Raw genomic sequence first — 18,813 nt, forward strand, 5'->3', positions numbered from 1 at the left:
CTTTATTTTTCTTATTATCGGTTATCTGACTTGATGAATACGGATCATTGAGAAAAAAACGAACAATGGGAAGTAAATTTCGTTGATAGTTCGAAAATATTTTGACAATGCACGGGCTACTCGTTACTATTTAGAGGTGAAAGTGATTGTTAGCAGAGCCGTGTGGCTTCGGGATATCTCAGACGCAGCGACAAAAGGTTGCTAACAAAAGGATTTTCGTAAAAATACTTCTGAGGTTTATTCAGAAGAAACTAGTAAAAAATCGTTGGAGGGAAAATCGAATGAAACCAGCAGTTGCAGTGATTATGGGGAGCCAATCAGATTGGGAAACAATGAAGGAGTGCTGCTTGATTTTAGATGAGTTAGCGATACCTTATCAGAAAAAAGTCGTTTCGGCACATCGTACACCAGATTTGATGTTCGAATTTGCAGAAACAGCCCGTGCAGAAGGAATCAAAGTCATTGTTGCAGGAGCAGGGGGAGCAGCCCATTTGCCGGGAATGGTGGCAGCTAAAACAACATTGCCGGTCATTGGTGTTCCCGTGCAATCCCGCGCATTAAACGGTTTGGATTCCCTTTTATCGATCGTGCAAATGCCAGGTGGTGTACCAGTAGCAACAACGGCGATCGGAAAAGCTGGCGCAACTAACGCAGGACTACTTGCAGCCCAGATGCTTTCCATGTATGATTTAGAGATAGCGGAGAAATTAGACGCACGAAGAAATACATTAAAAGAAATCGTATTGGAAAGTAGTGATCAACTTGATTAAACCTTTAATGCCCAACGCAACGATTGGAATCGTTGGCGGAGGACAGCTAGGTCGTATGATGGCAATGAGTGCCAAAGAAATGGGCTTTCGGGTTGGCGTTTTAGACCCTACTGCCAATTGTCCAACAGCCCAAGTCGCTGATTGGCATATTGTTGCTGCTTATGATGATGTGTTTGCTTTAGAAGAAATGGCTCGACGTGCCGATGTAATCACCTATGAATTCGAAAATGTCAGCGTTGAAGCATTGAACTCTATTTTGCCTTATTCCCATATCCCTCAAGGCACCGATCTGTTAGCAATCACCCAAGATCGTTTATTAGAGAAGTCCTTTTTAGAGGCAAACAATATCGTGATTGCACCTTATGCCACCATCATCAGCCCGACAGACATCCAAGATGCCATCGACAGCATTGGTTACCCTTGTGTATTAAAAACCACCAGAGGCGGCTATGACGGAAAAGGACAGCACGTGCTTTACAGTACGGCTGATTTGGCGCCTTCCATGAATTTGCTTCGCGAAGGAACTTGCGAATTAGAAGCATGGATTCCTTTTGAAAAAGAATTGTCGATTTTAGTTGCTGGTAATGGAGAAACTTTTACCACTTTCCCAGTGGTAGAAAACATCCATCGCAACAATATTTTGCATCAAACGATCGCTCCTGCGCACATTGATCCAGAAGTCGCGGAAGAAGCCAAACGGATCGCTCATATTATTGCGAAGGCATTGGATCTGCAAGGCGTTTTAGCCATCGAGATGTTCCTGACCAAAAGCGGCGGCTTGTATGTCAATGAATTGGCGCCACGTCCGCATAATTCGGGTCACTATTCGATCGAAGCTTGCTCCATGAGTCAGTTTGACGCTCATATCCGCGGCATCTGTGGCTGGCCGTTGCCGGAAGTTTCTTTGCTTTCACCTGCAGTCATGGTCAATGTCTTAGGCGATGAATTGACAGAAACCTATGAGTTGATTGCCACAAAACCTTCTTGGCAATTTCATTACTATGGCAAAGAAGAAGCAAAAACCGGTCGCAAAATGGGACATATCACTATTTTGACGGAAGACATTGCAGAAACCACTGAAGAAATCTATCAAACCAATATTTGGGATTAAAGGAGATAAAAACATGTTAGAGCGTTATACAAGACCAGAAATGGGTGCTATTTGGACCGATCAAAATCGCTACCAAGCGTGGCTAGAAGTCGAGATTTTAGCTGACGAAGCTTGGGCGGAATTAGGAGAGATACCGAAAGAGGATGTTGCATTGATTCGTGAAAAAGCATCCTTTGATATCGACCGTATCTTAGAGATCGAAGCGCAAACGCGACATGATGTGGTTGCTTTTACCCGAGCAGTCTCTGAATCTTTGGGTGATGAAAGTAAATGGGTCCACTACGGCTTGACGTCGACGGATGTTGTTGATACGGCGTATGGCTACTTGATGAAACAAGCCAACGATTTGATTCGGGAAGATTTGAACCGTTTCGTGACGATCATTGGTGAGAAAGCCAAAGAATACAAGCATACCGTGATGATGGGACGTACCCATGGCGTTCATGCGGAACCAACGACCTTCGGCTTGAAATTAGCCTTGTGGTATTCAGAAATGAAACGCAATGTCGAACGTTTTGAGCGGGCTGCAAAAGGGGTCGAAGCGGGCAAGATCAGTGGTGCCGTTGGAACCTTTGCAAATATCCCTCCGTTTGTCGAAGAGTATGTCTGTGAAAAACTAGGGATTCGTGCGCAAGATATTTCCACGCAAGTATTGCCTCGTGACCTACATGCAGAATATTTCTCAGCAATGGCATTGATCGCAACCAGCATTGAGAAATTTGCCACCGAGATCCGTGGACTACAAAAATCAGAAACGCGGGAAGTCGAAGAATTCTTCGCCAAAGGACAAAAAGGTTCTTCTGCTATGCCCCATAAGCGTAATCCAATCGGTTCTGAAAATATGGCAGGACTTGCAAGAGTCGTTCGCGGTCATATGGTGACGGCTTATGAAAATGTCTCCCTTTGGCATGAACGGGATATCTCACATTCATCGGCAGAACGGATCATTATTCCGGATACGACGATTTTGATCGATTACATGCTGAATCGCTTTGGTAATATCGTCAAAAATCTGACCGTTTTCCCAGAGAATATGAAGCGCAATATGAATGCGACCTTTGGATTGATCTACAGCCAACGAGTGATGTTGAAATTGATCGATCACGGAATGACAAGAGAGCAAGCCTATGACTTGGTTCAGCCAAAAACAGCGCAAGCTTGGGATGAGCAAACGGATTTCCGTCCATTGTTAGAAGCTGATCCAGCGATCACGGATATTTTGACCAAAGCCGACTTGGACGATGCCTTTGATTACAACCATCATTTAAAACAAGTTGACACGATTTTTGAACGTGTCGGTTTAGCCGAATAAAAAAAGCTGCAACCTTGAGACATCCGTCTTAAGGTTGCGGCTTTTTTAATAATGTTCAGCTAAGTAGGTCAATAGATCAGGGGCTAAACCAGTTGCTGATTGGTTATCCTGGCGATCTTCTAACATGGAAACCATTAGAAATCCTTGATCTTGCGAATCGAAGGCGAATAAGAAGCTGTTTTCTTGGCCTTTTTCATCTTGCTTTTCTTTGATTTCAGCAGTTCCTGTTTTGGCAGCTAGTGGAATGTTCAGCGCTGCCAAAGAGTGTGCCGTTCCGTTGACATCTGAGACAACCGCCGTCAAATCTTGATTGATTTGCTCAATCGTCTCTGCTTTAAAGACTTCTTTGTCCTTTTGTTCTGTCTCTTTCAATAAACGAGGATAAACCAGTTTTCCTTGATTGGCAAAGACCGAATAAGCAGCAGCTTGCTGAATGGGATTCAGTAACAGTTCTCCTTGTCCATAGCCGGTATCTGCCAGTAAAATCTCTGAGTTGAAGGAGTCTTCATTGGAAATTTGAGCAGGATTCATCGCAATCGGTAAATCCAACGTTTCACCAAAAATCAATTTCGACAAACCGTTACGAAAAGCATCTTCACCCATAGCTAAGGTTTGTTGTGCCATATAGATGTTATCAGAGTAAACCAGTGCATCTTTTAGATTGACAGAAGCTACGTCGCTGACTCTGGTGACAAAGTAGTCCCCCCACGAGCTGTCTTTTTGCCACTTCAATCCATCGATCGCAATACTTTGGGTAGGGTCGATCGTACCATTTTCTAAGCCAATCGCTGCCGTGATGGTCTTAAAGGTCGAACCTGGTGCATAGGCAGTAGCAAAGCGGCTGATGAAAGGCAAGTCTTCGTTTTGTTCATACGCATCGTAGTCTTCTTGGGAGATCCCTTGGGTCATTTTATTGGGATCATAACTCGGTGAGCTGGCTAACACCAGCAGATCACCGGTTTTTGGTTCTGTGACGACCGTGGACCCCGCCTGATTTTGTAAGGCATCAAAAGCTGTCTTTTGGGCTTGTGCGTCAATGGTCAGTTGGATATCTTTACCATCTGCGCGTTCTTTTTCTAAAAGAACCGATTTTTCAGCACCGTCTTCATCTGTGATGGCGATTTTTCCGCCATTTTCGCCCCGCAACTCTTTGTCAAAGGCAGCTTCCAGACCACTACGACCAATTTGTCCGTTGCTTGCTAGCGTTTCATCCTTTTCGATATCTTCTGCAGTCACGTTCCCTAGATAACCAATCAACTGGGCAGCGGCTTCTCCAAGAGGATAAGTCCGTCCCGTCGTTTCTTTTAAACTTGTTCCAGTTGGCATTTCATCGGTTGGTTCGATAATCTTTAAGGGAACGAACAACTCATCTTGGACCCACGATTGCGCCAATGCTTGATCGATCGCATCTTCTGTTAGGTCAAAACGCTCCGCGATTGCTTTGATATTGGCGGTTTTTTCGTCTCCCGTACCCAGCTGCCCCGGAATGACGCCTAGTTGATAGAGCGTGCCATTTTCTGCTAGCGGTTCATTATTTCGGTCGAGGATTTCTCCACGTGTGGCATTATCTACCGAGATACTGATTTTGTCTTGTCCTTCCATTCCCGGAAAAATCAATTGAGGCGACCAATCGATCTTGGCTTGGTCATCAGTCAGAGTAATCGTGCCACTATAAGACAGCTCTGTTAATTCACCTAACGAGGTGGTTAAGGAACCGTTGTATTGGAAATTGAATTGATCGGAATCCTTATCATCGGGCGTTACCTCAATTCCTGAAGCTTTAAATGATTCGGCACCGATACCAGTGAAAATCGCTTCGTATTTTGCTGAGACTTCGTCTGCGGTAAAGCCGTTTGATTCCAAACTTTCTTCGGTCAGTAAAGCAGATAGATCGCTGTACTTCTGATCAGATATAGCATCGATAAAGGAATTGAGGACTTTTTTTGCTGCTGCTTCTTCTTGTCGATTTTGATAGACTGTATAGCCATAATAACCGCCACCAAGTACTAATAAGGCGGCAGGGAGTGCCAGCCAGACGAAACGCTTAGGTTTTTTCGCTGGTTTTTCGTTGCGAGAGCGCCGGTTTTCTGACATATTATTGTTCCTCCTTTAGTGCCGACAAACGGGCGTGATAAAGCGGCAACAGCGTTTGATAAACTGCTAAAATATCCGCCATCTCAACGTCTTCGATCATTTCTTTTGGAAAGATCTTACCAATCTGAAGTTCACTTTTTTTGACTTTCTGTAATCGTTCTAAGTAGGTTGGCCACATAGCGATAGGGAAGTGATCGTATTTGGTATGATCAGGAGATAGCGTAAAGTCTGCTGGCAATTGATCAAATAATTCTTTTTGAGCCAGCCAAGATTCCGCGATCGTTGCTTGATTTTTCGGTTGATCGATCACACTGAGCCAAACAAAAACATACGCTTGATTGATCCCAATTTGAAAGTGGGCGTCCATTTTATAACCACGCTTGTTAGGGCCGATCCCCGCCCACGTTTCGGCAGGAGGGTAGACGGTTCTACGCCGATGCTGAGCAATATGCAAATAAAAAGGTTCGTGACAACTTTCTTCAAATAATGGGATCGCTGCCTCGCCGATGGTTTGGAAAATCGGCTGGATCTCTGAACGGATTTTTTCCATTCTTTCTTCTAATGTTTCTAAAGCAAAAACATCAAATGACTGTTTTGTAAATAGCATAATCGTGTCCTTTCTTTTGTCTGAAAACAGTATAACAAAAAAAGCCCGTAAAATTTCGGGCTTTTGTTTTTTTTATCTTTTTTTTATTTAGTGATCACTAGCTAATTCGCAGCGGGACTTAAGTTAAAGGTAGGGGCAAGGCTTTGTTCCTTCAAAAGATGCAGAAGATCATCCAAGAAAGAAAAATCCATTTCTTCTAAGTTAAAATAAATACGGAAAGAATACGTATGTTTAAATAAGCTTTGACGATGAATCTGGTGAATGATCAATTCGTCATTGCGGCCATTTTGAAATTGTAAGACTCTTTTTTGTTCTTCCGCATAGTGAGGACGTGCCCCTTTTTTGAAGGGACTGAATACATAGAAACTTGTTTGTTGGTTGATGGAAAGGATTTGCTGCACGGCCAATAATTCGTTATGGAGCTGTTGTTTTTCTTTGTCTGATAAATGAGCTAAAAAAAGTTCAGCACGATTCTTTAGCGACCACATATAGTACTCCTCCTTGAATGTAGCTACAATACGACCTAAATATAGCATGAAAAAAGATTGTTGTAAACGCTTTATAAAATCCTTCGCCAGTCAAACGGGAGAGGTAAACTTGTTTGACGGGATAAAAAACGAACATTCGTGTTTATTAATGTGTAAATGTACAGATAATCGTTGACCCGCTTTTTCAGCGTTGTTAGAATAATAAGCAAATAAAGATGTGTGTCATCGCTATGTGAAAAATAATACTTAACTGAGGTGGAATATGGAATCAGAAGTGCTTCTTTATGAAGGAAAAGCCAAGAAATTGTTTAAAACCAACGAAGAAGATGTGTTGAGAGTCCTTTATCTGGACCAAGCAACTGCGCTGAACGGTTTAAAGAAAGATGCCGTTGTAGGAAAGGGTGCCTTGAACAATCAGATCACTGCGCATCTTTTTCAGCGCTTAGCGGATAAAAATGTCCCAAGTCACTTTCTTCAATTAGTGTCTAAACACGAACAATTAATTCGAGCTGTCACCATGATTCCTTTAGAAGTCGTTGTTCGCAATACGGCTGCTGGTAGTTTTTCAAAGCGCTTGGGCATCGAAGAAGGAACCAAACTGCCAAAGCCGATCGTGGAGTTTTACTACAAAGAGGATCGCTTAGATGATCCGTTTATCAATGATGATCATGTGTTCTATCTGGGTCTTGCCACAAAAGAGGAACTGGACCAGATCAAAAAACTGGCGATACAAGTCAACGCTGCGTTACTGGAAATCTTTGCAAGTATCAACATTCGATTGATCGATTTTAAAATCGAGATCGGCAAAACCAAGAAGGGCGAGTTGCTCCTGGCTGATGAGATTTCACCAGATACTTGCCGCTTATGGGATATGGGTACAAATGAACATCTTGATAAAGATGTCTATCGTCGTGATTTAGGGGATATCGTTCCTGTTTATGAAGAAGTTTTAAATCGTTTAGAAAAGGAGAATTCAACATGTATTTAGTCAAAGTTTACGTCACTTATAAGGAATCTGTTTTGGACCCTCAAGGAGAAGCCGTTAAAGGAGCTGTTCATCGCTTAGGGTATCAAGATGTCAGTGATATTCGCATCGGGAAATACTTTGAAATCAAAGTGACACCTGCCAACAATCAAACACAAGCAGCAGTAGCAGAGGAGATTGAAGCGATCTGTGACAAACTTTTAGCAAACGTCAATATGGAAACCTACCGTTATGAAATGGTTCAAATGGAGGAAGCAGCCCTATGAAATTTGCAGTGATCGTCTTTCCTGGATCAAATTGTGATGTTGATTTGATGTGGGCAATCAAAGATATTATGGGTGCAGAAGCAGAATATGTGCGCCATGATGCAGAAAGCTTAGCCGGTTTTGACGGTGTTTTGCTCCCAGGAGGATTTTCCTATGGTGACTATTTGAGATGCGGTGCAATCGCTCGTTTTTCAGCGATCATGTCAGAAGTCATTCGTTTAGCAAATGAAGGCAAACCTGTCTTTGGTACCTGCAATGGGTTCCAAATTTTAACGGAAGCGGGCTTGTTACCGGGAGTTTTACAAAGAAATGAATCATTGCATTTTATTTGCAAGCCGGTCCGTCTACAAGTGAATAATCAAACAGCTTTTACTTCTGAATATGAAACGGATCAAGTCATTACGCTTCCTGTCGCTCATGGTGAGGGCAATTATTATTGTGATGAAACGACTTATCAGGAATTGGTTGCCAACAATCAAATCGTTTTCCGTTATGAAGATAACGTCAACGGTAGTCTACACAATATCGCTGGTATCTGCAACAAAGCAGGCAATGTTCTAGGCATGATGCCTCATCCAGAACGAGCGATGGAAAGTTTATTAGGCTCAGAAGATGGCAAGAAGTTTTTTGCTTCATTATTGAAAAATTTTGGGAAGGTGCCGGTAAATGGATAAAATGATCGTAAAAGAACCTACACCACAAGAAATCAAAGACACGAAATTATACGAGCAATGGGGATTGACCCAAGAAGAATATCGGATGATCTCAGAAGATATTTTGGGGCGTTTACCAAACTATACCGAAACTGGACTGTTTTCAGTGATGTGGAGTGAACATTGTTCTTACAAAAATTCCAAACCTGTTTTGCGGAAATTCCCGACAGAAGGGTCGCAAGTGCTGCAAGGACCAGGAGAAGGTGCGGGTATCGTGGATATCGGCGATGATCTAGCCGTCGTTTTCAAAGCGGAAAGCCATAATCATCCTTCTGCGGTGGAACCTTATGAAGGAGCAGCAACTGGTGTTGGTGGGATCATCCGCGACATCTTCAGTATGGGAGCAAGACCGATTGCTGTTTTAGACTCCTTACGATTTGGTGAGTTAGACAATCCAAGAACGAAATATCTTTTGGAAGAAGTCGTTGCTGGGATCAGTGGCTATGGCAACTGTATCGGGATTCCGACCGTCGGTGGTGAAGTGGCATTTGATCCTTGTTATGAAGGCAATCCATTAGTCAATGCCATGTGTGTAGGGATCATTGCCCACAAGGATATTCAAAAAGGGCAAGCCAAAGGTGTTGGGAACACCATCATGTATGTCGGCGCAAAAACAGGACGCGACGGGATACATGGGGCGACTTTTGCATCGGGAGAATTTGTCGAAGGAGAAGAACAACAACGTTCCGCCGTACAAGTCGGTGATCCTTTTATGGAAAAACTCTTGTTGGAAGCTTGTTTGGAATTGATCGTGGATCATTCGGACATTTTAGTCGGGATTCAAGATATGGGCGCTGCTGGATTGGTTTCTTCTAGTGCCGAGATGGCATCAAAAGCTGGATCAGGTTTGCGCTTAACGTTAGATGATGTCCCACAGCGAGAAACCAATATGACGCCTTATGAAATGATGTTGTCAGAATCCCAAGAGCGGATGCTGATCTGTGTCAAAAAAGGGCATGAAGCTGAAGTGGAAGCCCTCTTTAAGAAATACGATCTAGAAGCAGTCGTGATTGGTGAAGTGACGGATGATGGCAACTATCGTTTGTTCCATCATGGACAGGAAGTCGCTAATTTACCAGTGGATGCTTTAGCTGAAGATGCACCGACTTACTACAAAGAGATGGCAGAACCAGCACGGATCAAAGTGTTTAAGGAAACACCGGACTTTGTTCCAGTGATTCATTCAGCAACGTCTGTATTTGCGGATCTACTGCAGCAGCCGACGATCGCTTCGAAACGCTCGATTTTTGAAACCTACGATTCGCAAGTTCGTACCAATACCGTGGTAGGCCCCGGCAGTGATGCCGCTGTTTTACGAATCAAGGGAACCAATAAAGCCTTGGCGATGACGACTGACTGTAATGCTCGTTACCTCTACTTAGATCCAGAAGTCGGCGGACAGATCGCAGTTGCAGAAGCAGCTCGAAATATCGTCGCTTCCGGTGGGCGTCCATTGGCGATCACTGACTGCCTTAACTTCGGCTCGCCAGATAAACCAGAAGGATTCTGGGAGTTATCTACGGCTGCTGACGGGATCTCAGAAGCTTGTCGTGTGTTAGAGACGCCAGTCATTTCTGGAAACGTCTCGTTATACAACGAAACAGACGGACAATCGGTCTATCCAACGCCTGTTATTGGGATGGTCGGATTGATTGAAGAGCTGGCGCATATCACGACGCAGCATTTCCAAGCAGCAGGGGATGTAATCTATGTCCTAGGGGAAACCCATGCTGATTTCAATGGGTCTGAATTGCAAAAACTGCAGACAGGAAAAATCGCTGGGCGTTTAATGTCCTTTGATCTTGAAACAGAAAAAACGAACCAACATTTGGTTACCGCAGCGATCCAAGCAGGTCTTGTTCAAAGTGCCCATGACTGTGCCGAAGGTGGTTTAGCGATCGCTTTAGCCGAATCCGCCTTTGACAAGGGCTTTGGTCTAAATGTGACCGTATCATTGCCAGCAGCACAATTGTTTTCAGAAACCCAATCCCGTTTTGTGCTTTCAGTCGCACCTGATAAGCAAGCGGCTTTTGAAGCACTGGTAGGCGCTGCGGCAACAGCGATCGGCGAAGTGACTGCTGATGGCCAGATTCGCATGCAGGCACAAGATGATGCGATCGAGATGCCCCTTGCTGAGGCGAAATTGAAATGGGAGGAAGCCATTCCATGTTTAATGAAGTAAAGAGCCTCAACGAGGAATGTGGGGTTTTTGGTGTTTGGGGTCATCCAGATGCCGCTCGTGTCACCTACTTCGGACTACACAGTTTGCAACATCGCGGCCAAGAAGGTGCAGGGATCGTCACGAATGATGCCGGGAAACTCAATGGCCACCGTGATTTAGGGTTACTAGCGGAAGTGTTTTCGGATGAACGTGTCCTCCAGCGTCTGACAGGAGATGCTGCCATTGGTCATGTTCGCTACGCAACTGCTGGTAATGGTAGCGTTGATAATATTCAACCATTTTTATTCAAATTTTTTGATCAGCAGATTGGCTTAGCTCATAACGGCAACTTGACGAATGCGAAAAGTCTACGGAAATCCTTAGAAAAGGCTGGTGCGATTTTCCACTCGAATTCCGATACAGAGATTCTCATGCACTTGATCCGCCGCAGTGAAGAACCGCTTTTTATGGATCGGGTCAAGGAGGCATTGAATCAAGTTAAAGGTGGATTTGCGTACCTTTTACTGACCGAAAATGCCATGATCGCAGCACTAGACCCCAATGGCTTTCGGCCATTGTCAATCGGGAAAATGGTCAATGGTGCCTATGTGGTAGCTTCAGAAACCTGTGCGTTGGAAGTCATCGGTGCGGAATTTATTCGTGATGTCCGACCGGGCGAAGTCGTGATCATTGATGATGCAGGCATTCAAATCGAGCAGTATACCCAAGAAGTACAGCCGGCGATTTGCTCGATGGAGTTTATTTATTTTGCCCGTCCTGATTCCAACATCGCTGGCGTCAATGTCCATCGTGCCCGTAAAAATATGGGCCGTCGCTTAGCACAAGAGGCGCCGATCGAAGCGGATATGGTCATTGGTGTACCGAATTCATCCTTATCTGCTGCCAGCGGCTATGCCGAAGCTTCAGGTATTCCTTATGAATTGGGCTTAGTAAAAAATCAATACATTGCACGAACGTTTATTCAACCGACGCAGGAGTTAAGGGAACAAGGCGTGCGGATGAAGCTCTCAGCTGTTCGTGGCGTAGTCGAAGGCAAACGAGTGATTCTAGTCGACGATTCGATCGTCCGAGGAACCACCAGCCGCCGTATCGTGCAACTGCTAAAAGAGGCAGGTGCGAAAGAAGTTCATGTGCGTATCGGTTCGCCGCCTTTGCGCTATCCATGTTTTTACGGGATCGACATTCAAACGAGAAAAGAATTGATCGCAGCCAAATATACGGAAGCTGAGATTTGTGAAAAAATCGAAGCAGATTCTTTGGCCTTTTTAAGTGAAGACGGGTTGATCGAAGCGATCGGTTTAGATTTTGACGCACCTTACTCAGGCTTGTGTATGGCCTATTTCAATGGCGATTATCCAACCCCTTTGTATGATTATGAAGAAAACTATCTCGCGTCTTTAGCTGAATAAAAAGTAGGCAAGAATGGTTTTTCAAGCGCAGCAGTGAAGGACTGATGGTTTGCTTACGTTAACGACGAGTGAGCTGAATGAAGAAAAGCGGATGAATGATTGAGGAGGAACGAACGTGGCAAATGCATATGCAAAAGCCGGTGTCGATGTCGAGGCCGGTTATGAAGTAGTCGAACGGATCAAAAAGCATGTGAAACGAACAGAACGGCTAGGCGTGATGGGGGCAATCGGGGGCTTTGGTGGCTGTTTTGACTTATCATCGTACCAATTAAAAGAACCCGTACTTGTTTCTGGAACTGATGGTGTAGGAACCAAGCTTTTGTTGGCGATCCAACAAGAACAGCACGCAACGATCGGCATTGATTGCGTCGCGATGTGCGTGAATGATATCGTCGCTCAAGGGGCAGAACCTATCTACTTCCTTGACTATGTTGCAGTTGGTAAAAACGATCCGGCAAAGATCGAACAAATCATTGCTGGTGTCGCGGAGGGCTGTGTGCAAGCGGGTGCTGCCCTGATTGGTGGGGAAACCGCTGAAATGCCGGGGATATATCAGCCAGAAGAATATGATCTTGCTGGCTTTGCCGTAGGGATCGTCGAAAAAAGTCGCTTGATCACTGGAGAAACCATCAAAGAAGGCGATGAGCTGATTGGTTTGCCTTCATCAGGCATTCACTCCAATGGGTACTCTTTAGTCAGAAAAGTCTTTTTTGAACAGCATGGCTATACAGGAGCAGAAACGTTTGCGGAACTTGGCAACCAAACACTTGCAGAAAGTTTATTGACGCCAACGAGAATTTACGTTGATGCATTGAAACCTTTATTGACAGAAGGATTGCTCGCTGGAATTTCTCATATCACTGGTGGCGGCTTTGTTGAAAATATCCCGCGGATGCTGCCGGAAGGTCTGGCGGCAGAAATCGCCTTAGGCACTTGGCCGCAGTTGCCGATATTTGATCTGATCGCTGCTCATGGCGCGATTCCTCACCAAGAAATGTTCGAGATTTTCAATATGGGTATCGGTATGGTCTTAGCCGTTGCGCCAGAAAATGTTGCGGCAGTGATGGCACTTCTATCCGCCAATGAAGAACAAGCATACCGGATCGGGAAAGTGACCAAACGTAACAACGAAGCCGTTTGCTTCAAAGAGGCAGTCCGATGAGGATCGCCGTCTTTGCTTCTGGAACGGGCAGCAATTTTACCGCGATCGCCGATGCGATCCAAGCAAATAAAATCAAAGGAGCGCAGATCGGGTTGGTCTTTTCCGATAAACCTACAGCGCCAGTAATAGAAAAAGCCCGCGCGAGAGACTATGAAACGCTTGTCTTGGAGCCAGCGGCATTTGCGTCAAAAGCAGCTTTTGAAAGTAAATTGATCGAAGAATTGCAGGATCATGCCATCGATTTTATTGTTTTAGCAGGGTACATGCGGATCATCGGCAACACCTTATTATCCGCTTATGAAGGACGAGTCATCAATATCCATCCCTCCTTGTTGCCAAGCTTCCCAGGTAAGTCTGGGATTGCCGATGCCTTCGCTTATGGCGTGAAAGTGACGGGGGTGACGGTTCATTATGTCGATGCTGGCATTGACACAGGGCCAATCATTGCCCAAGAAATCGTTCGGATCGACACCGACGATACATTAACAAGTGTGACAGAGAAAATTCATCAAGTGGAACACCAAATCTATCCAGCTGTTTTAGCTGAAATTGTGGAAAAGGGGCTATCAAATCGTGAATAAACGTGCATTAATCAGTGTGTCTGACAAAGAAGGACTGGTACCATTTGTCCAAGAATTGACCAATTTAGGATTTGAGATCATTTCAACTGGCGGGACCAAAACCGTCTTAGAGAAAGCAGGGCTTCAACCGATCGGCATCGAAGCGATCACAGAATTTCCTGAAATGATGGACGGTAGGGTCAAGACGCTACATCCGCGGGTGCATGGGGGTCTGTTAGGGCGACGTGATCTGCCTTCTCATATGGAGGCAATGGCTGAGCACGGTATTTTACCAATCGACCTCGTTGTCGTCAATCTTTATCCATTTAAAGAAACGATCAGTAAGCCTGAGGTCACAGAAGCCGACGCAATCGAAAATATCGACATCGGCGGACCAAGCATGCTGCGTTCTGCGGCGAAAAACCATGCCTCAGTAACTGTTGTCGTTGATCCCAAGGATTACGACTGGGTTTTAGCTGAGCTGAAGGAAGGCAATACGACGTTGGCATCAAGAAAGAAATTAGCTGCCAAAGTCTTCCGCCATACCGCAGCCTACGATGCCTTGATTGGTGAATACTTGACCAAAGCGGTGGCTGAAACAGAAACGGAGACCTTGACGAAAACCTATGTTTTGAAACAAACATTGCGTTATGGTGAAAATAGCCATCAGAAAGCTTCCTTCTATCAAGACGCACTACCCGTGCCATATTCGATTGCCAGCGCAAAACAAATCCACGGCAAAGAATTGTCTTACAACAACATTAAAGATGCTGATGCTGCCTTGCGGATCGCAGAAGAATTTACAGAGCCAACTGCGGTAGCCCTCAAGCACATGAATCCATGTGGGATCGGAAGTGGAGAAACGATTGCTGAAGCTTTCCAAGAAGCTTACGAAGCAGACCCAGTGTCGATTTTTGGCGGGATCATCGTCTTGAATCGTCCAGTTGATGTGGCAACTGCGGAGCAACTGCAGCGGATTTTTCTTGAGATCATTATTGCACCTGCATTTGAAGAAGAAGCACTAGAAATTTTAACGAAGAAAAAAAATCTGCGCCTGCTGGTTGTTGATTTCCAAAAAGCAGCCAAACAGCCAGAAGTTGTCTCTGTCCTTGGGGGCTTATTGGTGCAAGAACCAGATGATCAAATAGAAACACCAGAAGATTGGACCGTGGTGACAAAGAGAAAGCCAACAACAGAAGAAATCGCAGCTTTGGCTTTTGCTTGGAAAGCGGTGAAACACGTGAAATCTAATGCCATCGTTTTAGCCAATCAACAGCAAACCGTCGGGATCGGCGCTGGTCAAATGAACCGCGTGGGTTCAGTGAAAATCGCTGTGGAACAAGCCCGTGAAAACAATAAATTGGCTGGTTCAGTGCTGGCAAGCGACGCCTTTTTCCCAATGGATGACAGTGTTGAATATGCAGCGCAACAAGGAATCAAAGCGATTATTCAACCTGGTGGCAGTATCAAAGATCAAGAGTCGATCGACATGGCAGATAAATACGGTGTGGCGATGGTCTTTACTGGTGTTCGTCATTTTAAACACTAAGAAATAGGAGAAGACGATGAAAATACTTGTTATTGGTAGTGGCGGTAGAGAGCATGCCGTCGCAAAAAAGTTTCTGCAGGATCCTCAAGTGGAAACAGTCTTTTGTGCGAAGGGCAATCCCGGTATGCGAAAAGACGGGATCAAGACAGTCGCAATTGAAGAGTCCGATCATGAAAGCCTAATTGCTTTTGCTCAAGAGCAGGAGGTTGATTGGACCTTCGTTGGTCCGGAAGTTCCGTTACTAAATGGCATCGTAGATGATTTTCAGGCGGCGGGCTTGGCAATTTTTGGCCCCAATCGACAAGCAGCGATGATCGAAGGATCAAAAGAGTTTGCCAAAGAATTGATGCGGGACAATCAGATTCCGACAGCAGACTACCAAAGTTTTACAGATAGTGCGCAAGCAAAAGCATATATCCAGCTTAAAGGTGCACCAATCGTTATCAAAGCGGATGGCTTAGCTGCGGGCAAAGGCGTAGTCGTCGCTGAAACCGTTGATGAGGCGAATGCGGCTGTCGAAGCGATGCTAGAGCAAAATGCTTTCGGTGAAAGTGGTGCAAAAGTGGTGATCGAAGAGTTTTTGGCTGGCGAAGAGTTTTCGCTCTTGGCGTTTGTTAAGGACGAAGCCGTCTATCCAATGGTCATTGCTCAAGACCATAAACGTGCCTTTGATGGCGATTTAGGGCCGAATACAGGAGGTATGGGGGCATACACACCGGTACCGCAGATTCCGCAAGAAATGGTCGATCAAGCAGTAGCAGAAGTTTTACTTCCTGCAGCAAAAGGGATGATTCGTAATAAGACACCGTTTACGGGGATTCTCTATGCAGGTCTGATTGCTACCAATGATGGACCGAAAGTCATCGAATTCAATGCGCGTTTCGGCGATCCAGAAACACAAGTCGTGTTAAGTCGTTTAGATAGCAGTTTAGCCCAGATCATTGATGATCTATTGCAGGATCGAGTGCCCGCGATCCGATGGAATCAATCGGCTTCGATCGGTGTCGTGATTGCATCGCAAGGATATCCGGGCAAGTATCAGCAAGGAATGCCTGTCCCAAGCCCTCAAGGAGAAGGGATTCAATTCTTTTATGCAGGAGTTAAGGAAGCTACCGACCAAGATGGTTTGACGGCAGCTGGTGGGCGCGTTTTTCTTGTAGAAGCGTCAGCTGAGGATTTAGCTACTGCGCAAAAGAACGTCTATGAAGCAATCAGCAAGTTGTCTTTATCTGGCTTGTATTATCGAAACGATATCGGCGATAAAGCCTTGCAATATAGCAACTCATCAAAGGCGATGAAGTAAAGAACGTTTCTATGCGTAAGGAAAATTGAAAGTAAAAGAGGACTGCCAGTAGAACCGATCGGTTGTGCTGGTGGTTTTCGTTTTATGGGAGGTTTTTTTGACGTTGGTATAGCGTTTTCATCTTGTTGTGCTAAAATAGGAGTGTAGTTTAAATAAGGAGGAACTTTACGTGAAAAATATTAAATTCGGTCCTACTGATTTAGAAGTATCTAGTGTGATTTTAGGCTTGATGCGAATCAACAATGCCAAAGATCCTGTGAAGGTCTTGACGACTGCGATTGAAAATGACATTACCTTCTTTGACCATGCGGATATTTATGGTCGCGGGGAGTGTGAAACGATTTTTGCGGAAGCGTTAGCAAAAACGGATGCCAAAAGAGAAGATTTGTTCATTCAATCAAAATGTGGCATCGTTCCAGGTGAAATGTTTGATTTTTCGAAAGAGCATATCATTTCTTCTGTGGAAGGTAGTTTGCAACGATTGAAAACCGATCATTTGGATGCGCTATTGCTGCATCGCCCTGATACTTTGTTTGAACCAGAAGAAGTGGCAGCTGCCTTTGATCAATTAGAAAAAGACGGCAAAGTGAAATACTTCGGTGTCAGCAATCAAAAACCTGGTCAAATCGAGCTATTGAAAAAATATGTTTCCCAACCTTTAGTAGCGAATCAACTGCAATTCGGGATCATGCATACGGGAATGATCGATCAAGGAATTCATGTCAACATGACGGATGCTGGTAGTGTCGATCATGATGGAGAAATTTTGGAATATTCTCGCTTGCATGAGATGACGATCCAAGCTTGGTCTCCGTATCAGTATGGTTTCTTCGAAGGGGTCTTTATCGGTAACGAGAAATTCCCAGAGTTAAACGAAAAATTGACCGAACTAGCGGACAAGTATCAAACGACACCGACAGGTATTGCCTCTGCGTGGATCTTACGTCATCCAGCAAATATGCAAGTGATTGCCGGAACAATGACCCCGCATCGAATCGAAGAAATCGCGCAAGCTTCTTCGATCGTATTGACCCGCCATGAATGGTATGAAGTGTATAAAGCAGCAGGGAACATCTTGCCTTAATTTATCCGTAAACTCCGTTTTATTCAGTAGTTGTAAGGATGAATGTTCGTCAAACACGAACATTCATCCTTTTTTTTGGAAAAGTATTTCTAAAAAGCTTGTATTTCATTTCCAGGTGGTTTAAATTGTTGTGGGCGTTAAAAATAGGCTGATGCCATTTGATGCTTGCTTCACTCTTAGTAAGATTTGGAGGATATTTTTATGTTTGACATGAAAGTTTTTGATTACGAAGATATACAACTGATTCCTAATAAGTGTATCGTGAACAGCCGTTCAGAATGTGATACAACGGTGACATTAGGCGGACACTCGTTTAAAATGCCTGTTGTTCCTGCAAATATGCAAACAATTATTGATGATTCAATCGCAGAATTTTTAGCTGAAAATGGCTATTTTTATATTATGCACCGCTTTGATGAAGAGGCACGGATTCCATTTATCAAAAAAATGAAAAGCCGCGGCTTGATTGCTTCTATCAGTGTGGGTGTCAAAGAAAATGAATATGCCTTTGTGGAAGAACTAGCTGACAAAGAGCTTGTTCCTGATTTTATTACGATAGATATTGCTCATGGCCACTCAAACGCCGTGATCAATATGATTCAACACATCAAGAAGCATTTGCCAGCAACGTTTGTGATCGCTGGAAATGTTGGAACACCAGAAGCAGTTCGTGAATTGGAAAACGCTGGCGCAGATGCAACGAAAGTCGGCATTGGACCTGGGAAAGTTTGTATCACAAAAATCAAAACTGGTTTCGGAACTGGCGGATGGCAATTGGCAGCATTACGCTGGTGTGCCAAAGCTGCTCGCAAACCAATCATTGCAGATGGTGGCATTCGGACACACGGCGATATCGCTAAATCTGTCCGCTTTGGTGCAACCATGGTCATGATCGGTTCATTGTTTGCTGGGCATGAAGAATCACCAGGAGAAACCAAGGTAGAAAATGGTGTTGTGATGAAAGAATACTTTGGTTCTGCATCAGAATTTCAAAAAGGTGAAAAGAAAAACGTAGAAGGAAAGAAAATTTGGATTCAATACAAAGGTTCTTTAAAAGATACGTTAGTTGAGATGCAGCAAGACTTGCAGTCATCGATCTCTTATGCAGGTGGAAAAGATTTAGAATCGATTCGTAAAGTGGATTACGTAATCGTGAAAAATTCGATTTTCAATGGAGATACTATTTAAGCTGGATACGGAAGAAACGGCCTTTTAGTG

The 18,813-nt window shown here is 44.4% G+C and carries 17 protein-coding genes; 14 read left to right on the forward strand and 3 right to left on the reverse strand.

Going from position 1 to position 18,813, the window contains the following annotated elements; translation table 11 throughout:
• Nucleotides 1-281: 281 nt before the first annotated feature.
• The 3 genes from purE to purB are packed head-to-tail and all read left to right on the forward strand — an operon-like array spanning nt 282 to nt 3,193.
• A complete protein-coding gene (purE, locus tag IGI84_RS06850; RefSeq protein ID WP_081118533.1) occupies nt 282-770 on the forward strand; it encodes a 5-(carboxyamino)imidazole ribonucleotide mutase in 489 nt (162 codons plus the stop codon).
• Entirely contained in the window at nt 763-1,881 is a 1,119-nt protein-coding gene (gene purK, locus IGI84_RS06855) for a 5-(carboxyamino)imidazole ribonucleotide synthase (RefSeq protein ID WP_170920134.1), read from the forward strand. The genes purE and purK overlap by 8 nt, the downstream gene beginning before the upstream one ends.
• 13 nt (nt 1,882-1,894) lie before the next feature.
• On the forward strand, nt 1,895-3,193 hold the full coding sequence (gene purB / locus IGI84_RS06860) for an adenylosuccinate lyase (RefSeq protein WP_200125005.1): 1,299 nt from the start codon (nt 1,895-1,897) through the stop codon (nt 3,191-3,193).
• Nucleotides 3,194-3,238: 45 nt separating this feature from the next.
• Here purB and IGI84_RS06865 read toward each other — a convergent pair whose 3' ends face one another.
• The 3 genes from IGI84_RS06865 to IGI84_RS06875 all read right to left on the reverse strand — a co-directional run bounded on the left by IGI84_RS06865 (nt 3,239) and on the right by IGI84_RS06875 (nt 6,430).
• Entirely contained in the window at nt 3,239-5,287 is a 2,049-nt protein-coding gene (locus IGI84_RS06865) for a penicillin-binding transpeptidase domain-containing protein (protein WP_081118536.1), read from the reverse strand.
• A gap of 1 nt (nt 5,288) precedes the next feature.
• A complete protein-coding gene (locus tag IGI84_RS06870; protein ID WP_081118537.1) occupies nt 5,289-5,894 on the reverse strand; it encodes a DUF1054 domain-containing protein in 606 nt (201 codons plus the stop codon).
• A 101-nt stretch (nt 5,895-5,995) separates the two neighbouring features.
• A complete protein-coding gene (locus IGI84_RS06875) occupies nt 5,996-6,430 on the reverse strand; it encodes a hypothetical protein (RefSeq protein WP_081118538.1) in 435 nt (144 codons plus the stop codon).
• A gap of 214 nt (nt 6,431-6,644) precedes the next feature.
• Here IGI84_RS06875 and purC point away from each other — a divergent pair, with 214 nt between their 5' ends.
• From purC to guaC, 11 genes are all read left to right on the forward strand, one after another.
• The gene (gene purC / locus IGI84_RS06880; RefSeq protein WP_081118539.1) at nt 6,645-7,370 is read left to right on the forward strand and encodes a phosphoribosylaminoimidazolesuccinocarboxamide synthase; all 726 of its coding nucleotides are present in this window, start codon (nt 6,645-6,647) and stop codon (nt 7,368-7,370) included.
• A complete protein-coding gene (purS, locus tag IGI84_RS06885; RefSeq protein ID WP_081118540.1) occupies nt 7,361-7,633 on the forward strand; it encodes a phosphoribosylformylglycinamidine synthase subunit PurS in 273 nt (90 codons plus the stop codon). The genes purC and purS overlap by 10 nt, the downstream gene beginning before the upstream one ends.
• Nucleotides 7,630-8,307, forward strand: a complete 678-nt coding sequence (gene purQ, locus IGI84_RS06890) for a phosphoribosylformylglycinamidine synthase subunit PurQ (protein ID WP_016620871.1) — start codon at nt 7,630-7,632, stop codon at nt 8,305-8,307. Before purS ends, purQ begins: the two co-directional genes overlap by 4 nt.
• Nucleotides 8,300-10,528, forward strand: coding sequence for a phosphoribosylformylglycinamidine synthase subunit PurL (gene purL / locus IGI84_RS06895; RefSeq protein ID WP_170920135.1), 2,229 nt, complete (start codon nt 8,300-8,302; stop codon nt 10,526-10,528). Before purQ ends, purL begins: the two co-directional genes overlap by 8 nt.
• Nucleotides 10,513-11,937, forward strand: a complete 1,425-nt coding sequence (purF, locus tag IGI84_RS06900; RefSeq protein WP_010749590.1) for an amidophosphoribosyltransferase — start codon at nt 10,513-10,515, stop codon at nt 11,935-11,937. The genes purL and purF overlap by 16 nt, the downstream gene beginning before the upstream one ends.
• 115 nt (nt 11,938-12,052) lie before the next feature.
• Nucleotides 12,053-13,099 carry a phosphoribosylformylglycinamidine cyclo-ligase gene (purM, locus tag IGI84_RS06905; RefSeq protein ID WP_081118541.1) on the forward strand — a complete coding sequence of 349 codons (1,047 nt, stop codon included), beginning with the start codon at nt 12,053-12,055 and terminating at the stop codon, nt 13,097-13,099.
• Nucleotides 13,096-13,680 (forward strand): phosphoribosylglycinamide formyltransferase, encoded by a 585-nt coding sequence (gene purN, locus IGI84_RS06910; RefSeq protein ID WP_081118542.1) that lies wholly within the window; start codon nt 13,096-13,098, stop codon nt 13,678-13,680. Before purM ends, purN begins: the two co-directional genes overlap by 4 nt.
• Entirely contained in the window at nt 13,673-15,208 is a 1,536-nt protein-coding gene (gene purH / locus IGI84_RS06915) for a bifunctional phosphoribosylaminoimidazolecarboxamide formyltransferase/IMP cyclohydrolase (RefSeq protein ID WP_081118543.1), read from the forward strand. The genes purN and purH overlap by 8 nt, the downstream gene beginning before the upstream one ends.
• A gap of 16 nt (nt 15,209-15,224) precedes the next feature.
• Nucleotides 15,225-16,511, forward strand: a complete 1,287-nt coding sequence (purD, locus tag IGI84_RS06920; RefSeq protein WP_081118544.1) for a phosphoribosylamine--glycine ligase — start codon at nt 15,225-15,227, stop codon at nt 16,509-16,511.
• A 169-nt stretch (nt 16,512-16,680) separates the two neighbouring features.
• Nucleotides 16,681-17,595 (forward strand): aldo/keto reductase, encoded by a 915-nt coding sequence (locus tag IGI84_RS06925; protein ID WP_081118545.1) that lies wholly within the window; start codon nt 16,681-16,683, stop codon nt 17,593-17,595.
• Between the two features lie 210 nt (nt 17,596-17,805).
• Complete coding sequence (gene guaC, locus IGI84_RS06930) at nt 17,806-18,783, forward strand: GMP reductase (protein ID WP_005230038.1); 978 nt, start codon at nt 17,806-17,808, stop codon at nt 18,781-18,783.
• Nucleotides 18,784-18,813: the final 30 nt, after the last annotated feature.

Origin of the sequence: Enterococcus sp. DIV0008 (assembly GCF_050542615.1) — a bacterium.
Lineage (GTDB): Bacteria > Bacillota > Bacilli > Lactobacillales > Enterococcaceae > Enterococcus_D > Enterococcus_D innesii.

Excerpts from the sequence above, each read along its gene's own strand:
- purQ (WP_016620871.1), top strand. The coding sequence starts at position 7,630 with ATGAAATTTGCAGTGATCGTCTTTCCTGGATCAAATTGTGATGTTGAT.
- IGI84_RS06870 (WP_081118537.1), bottom strand. The coding sequence starts at position 5,894 with ATGCTATTTACAAAACAGTCATTTGATGTTTTTGCTTTAGAAACATTA.
- purN (WP_081118542.1), top strand. The coding sequence starts at position 13,096 with ATGAGGATCGCCGTCTTTGCTTCTGGAACGGGCAGCAATTTTACCGCG.
- purD (WP_081118544.1), top strand. The coding sequence starts at position 15,225 with ATGAAAATACTTGTTATTGGTAGTGGCGGTAGAGAGCATGCCGTCGCA.
- purL (WP_170920135.1), top strand. The coding sequence starts at position 8,300 with ATGGATAAAATGATCGTAAAAGAACCTACACCACAAGAAATCAAAGAC.
- IGI84_RS06875 (WP_081118538.1), bottom strand. The coding sequence starts at position 6,430 with ATGCTATATTTAGGTCGTATTGTAGCTACATTCAAGGAGGAGTACTAT.
- purB (WP_200125005.1), top strand. The coding sequence starts at position 1,895 with ATGTTAGAGCGTTATACAAGACCAGAAATGGGTGCTATTTGGACCGAT.
- guaC (WP_005230038.1), top strand. The coding sequence starts at position 17,806 with ATGAAAGTTTTTGATTACGAAGATATACAACTGATTCCTAATAAGTGT.
- purC (WP_081118539.1), top strand. The coding sequence starts at position 6,645 with ATGGAATCAGAAGTGCTTCTTTATGAAGGAAAAGCCAAGAAATTGTTT.
- purS (WP_081118540.1), top strand. The coding sequence starts at position 7,361 with ATGTATTTAGTCAAAGTTTACGTCACTTATAAGGAATCTGTTTTGGAC.
- purF (WP_010749590.1), top strand. The coding sequence starts at position 10,513 with ATGTTTAATGAAGTAAAGAGCCTCAACGAGGAATGTGGGGTTTTTGGT.
- IGI84_RS06865 (WP_081118536.1), bottom strand. The coding sequence starts at position 5,287 with ATGTCAGAAAACCGGCGCTCTCGCAACGAAAAACCAGCGAAAAAACCT.
- purE (WP_081118533.1), top strand. The coding sequence starts at position 282 with ATGAAACCAGCAGTTGCAGTGATTATGGGGAGCCAATCAGATTGGGAA.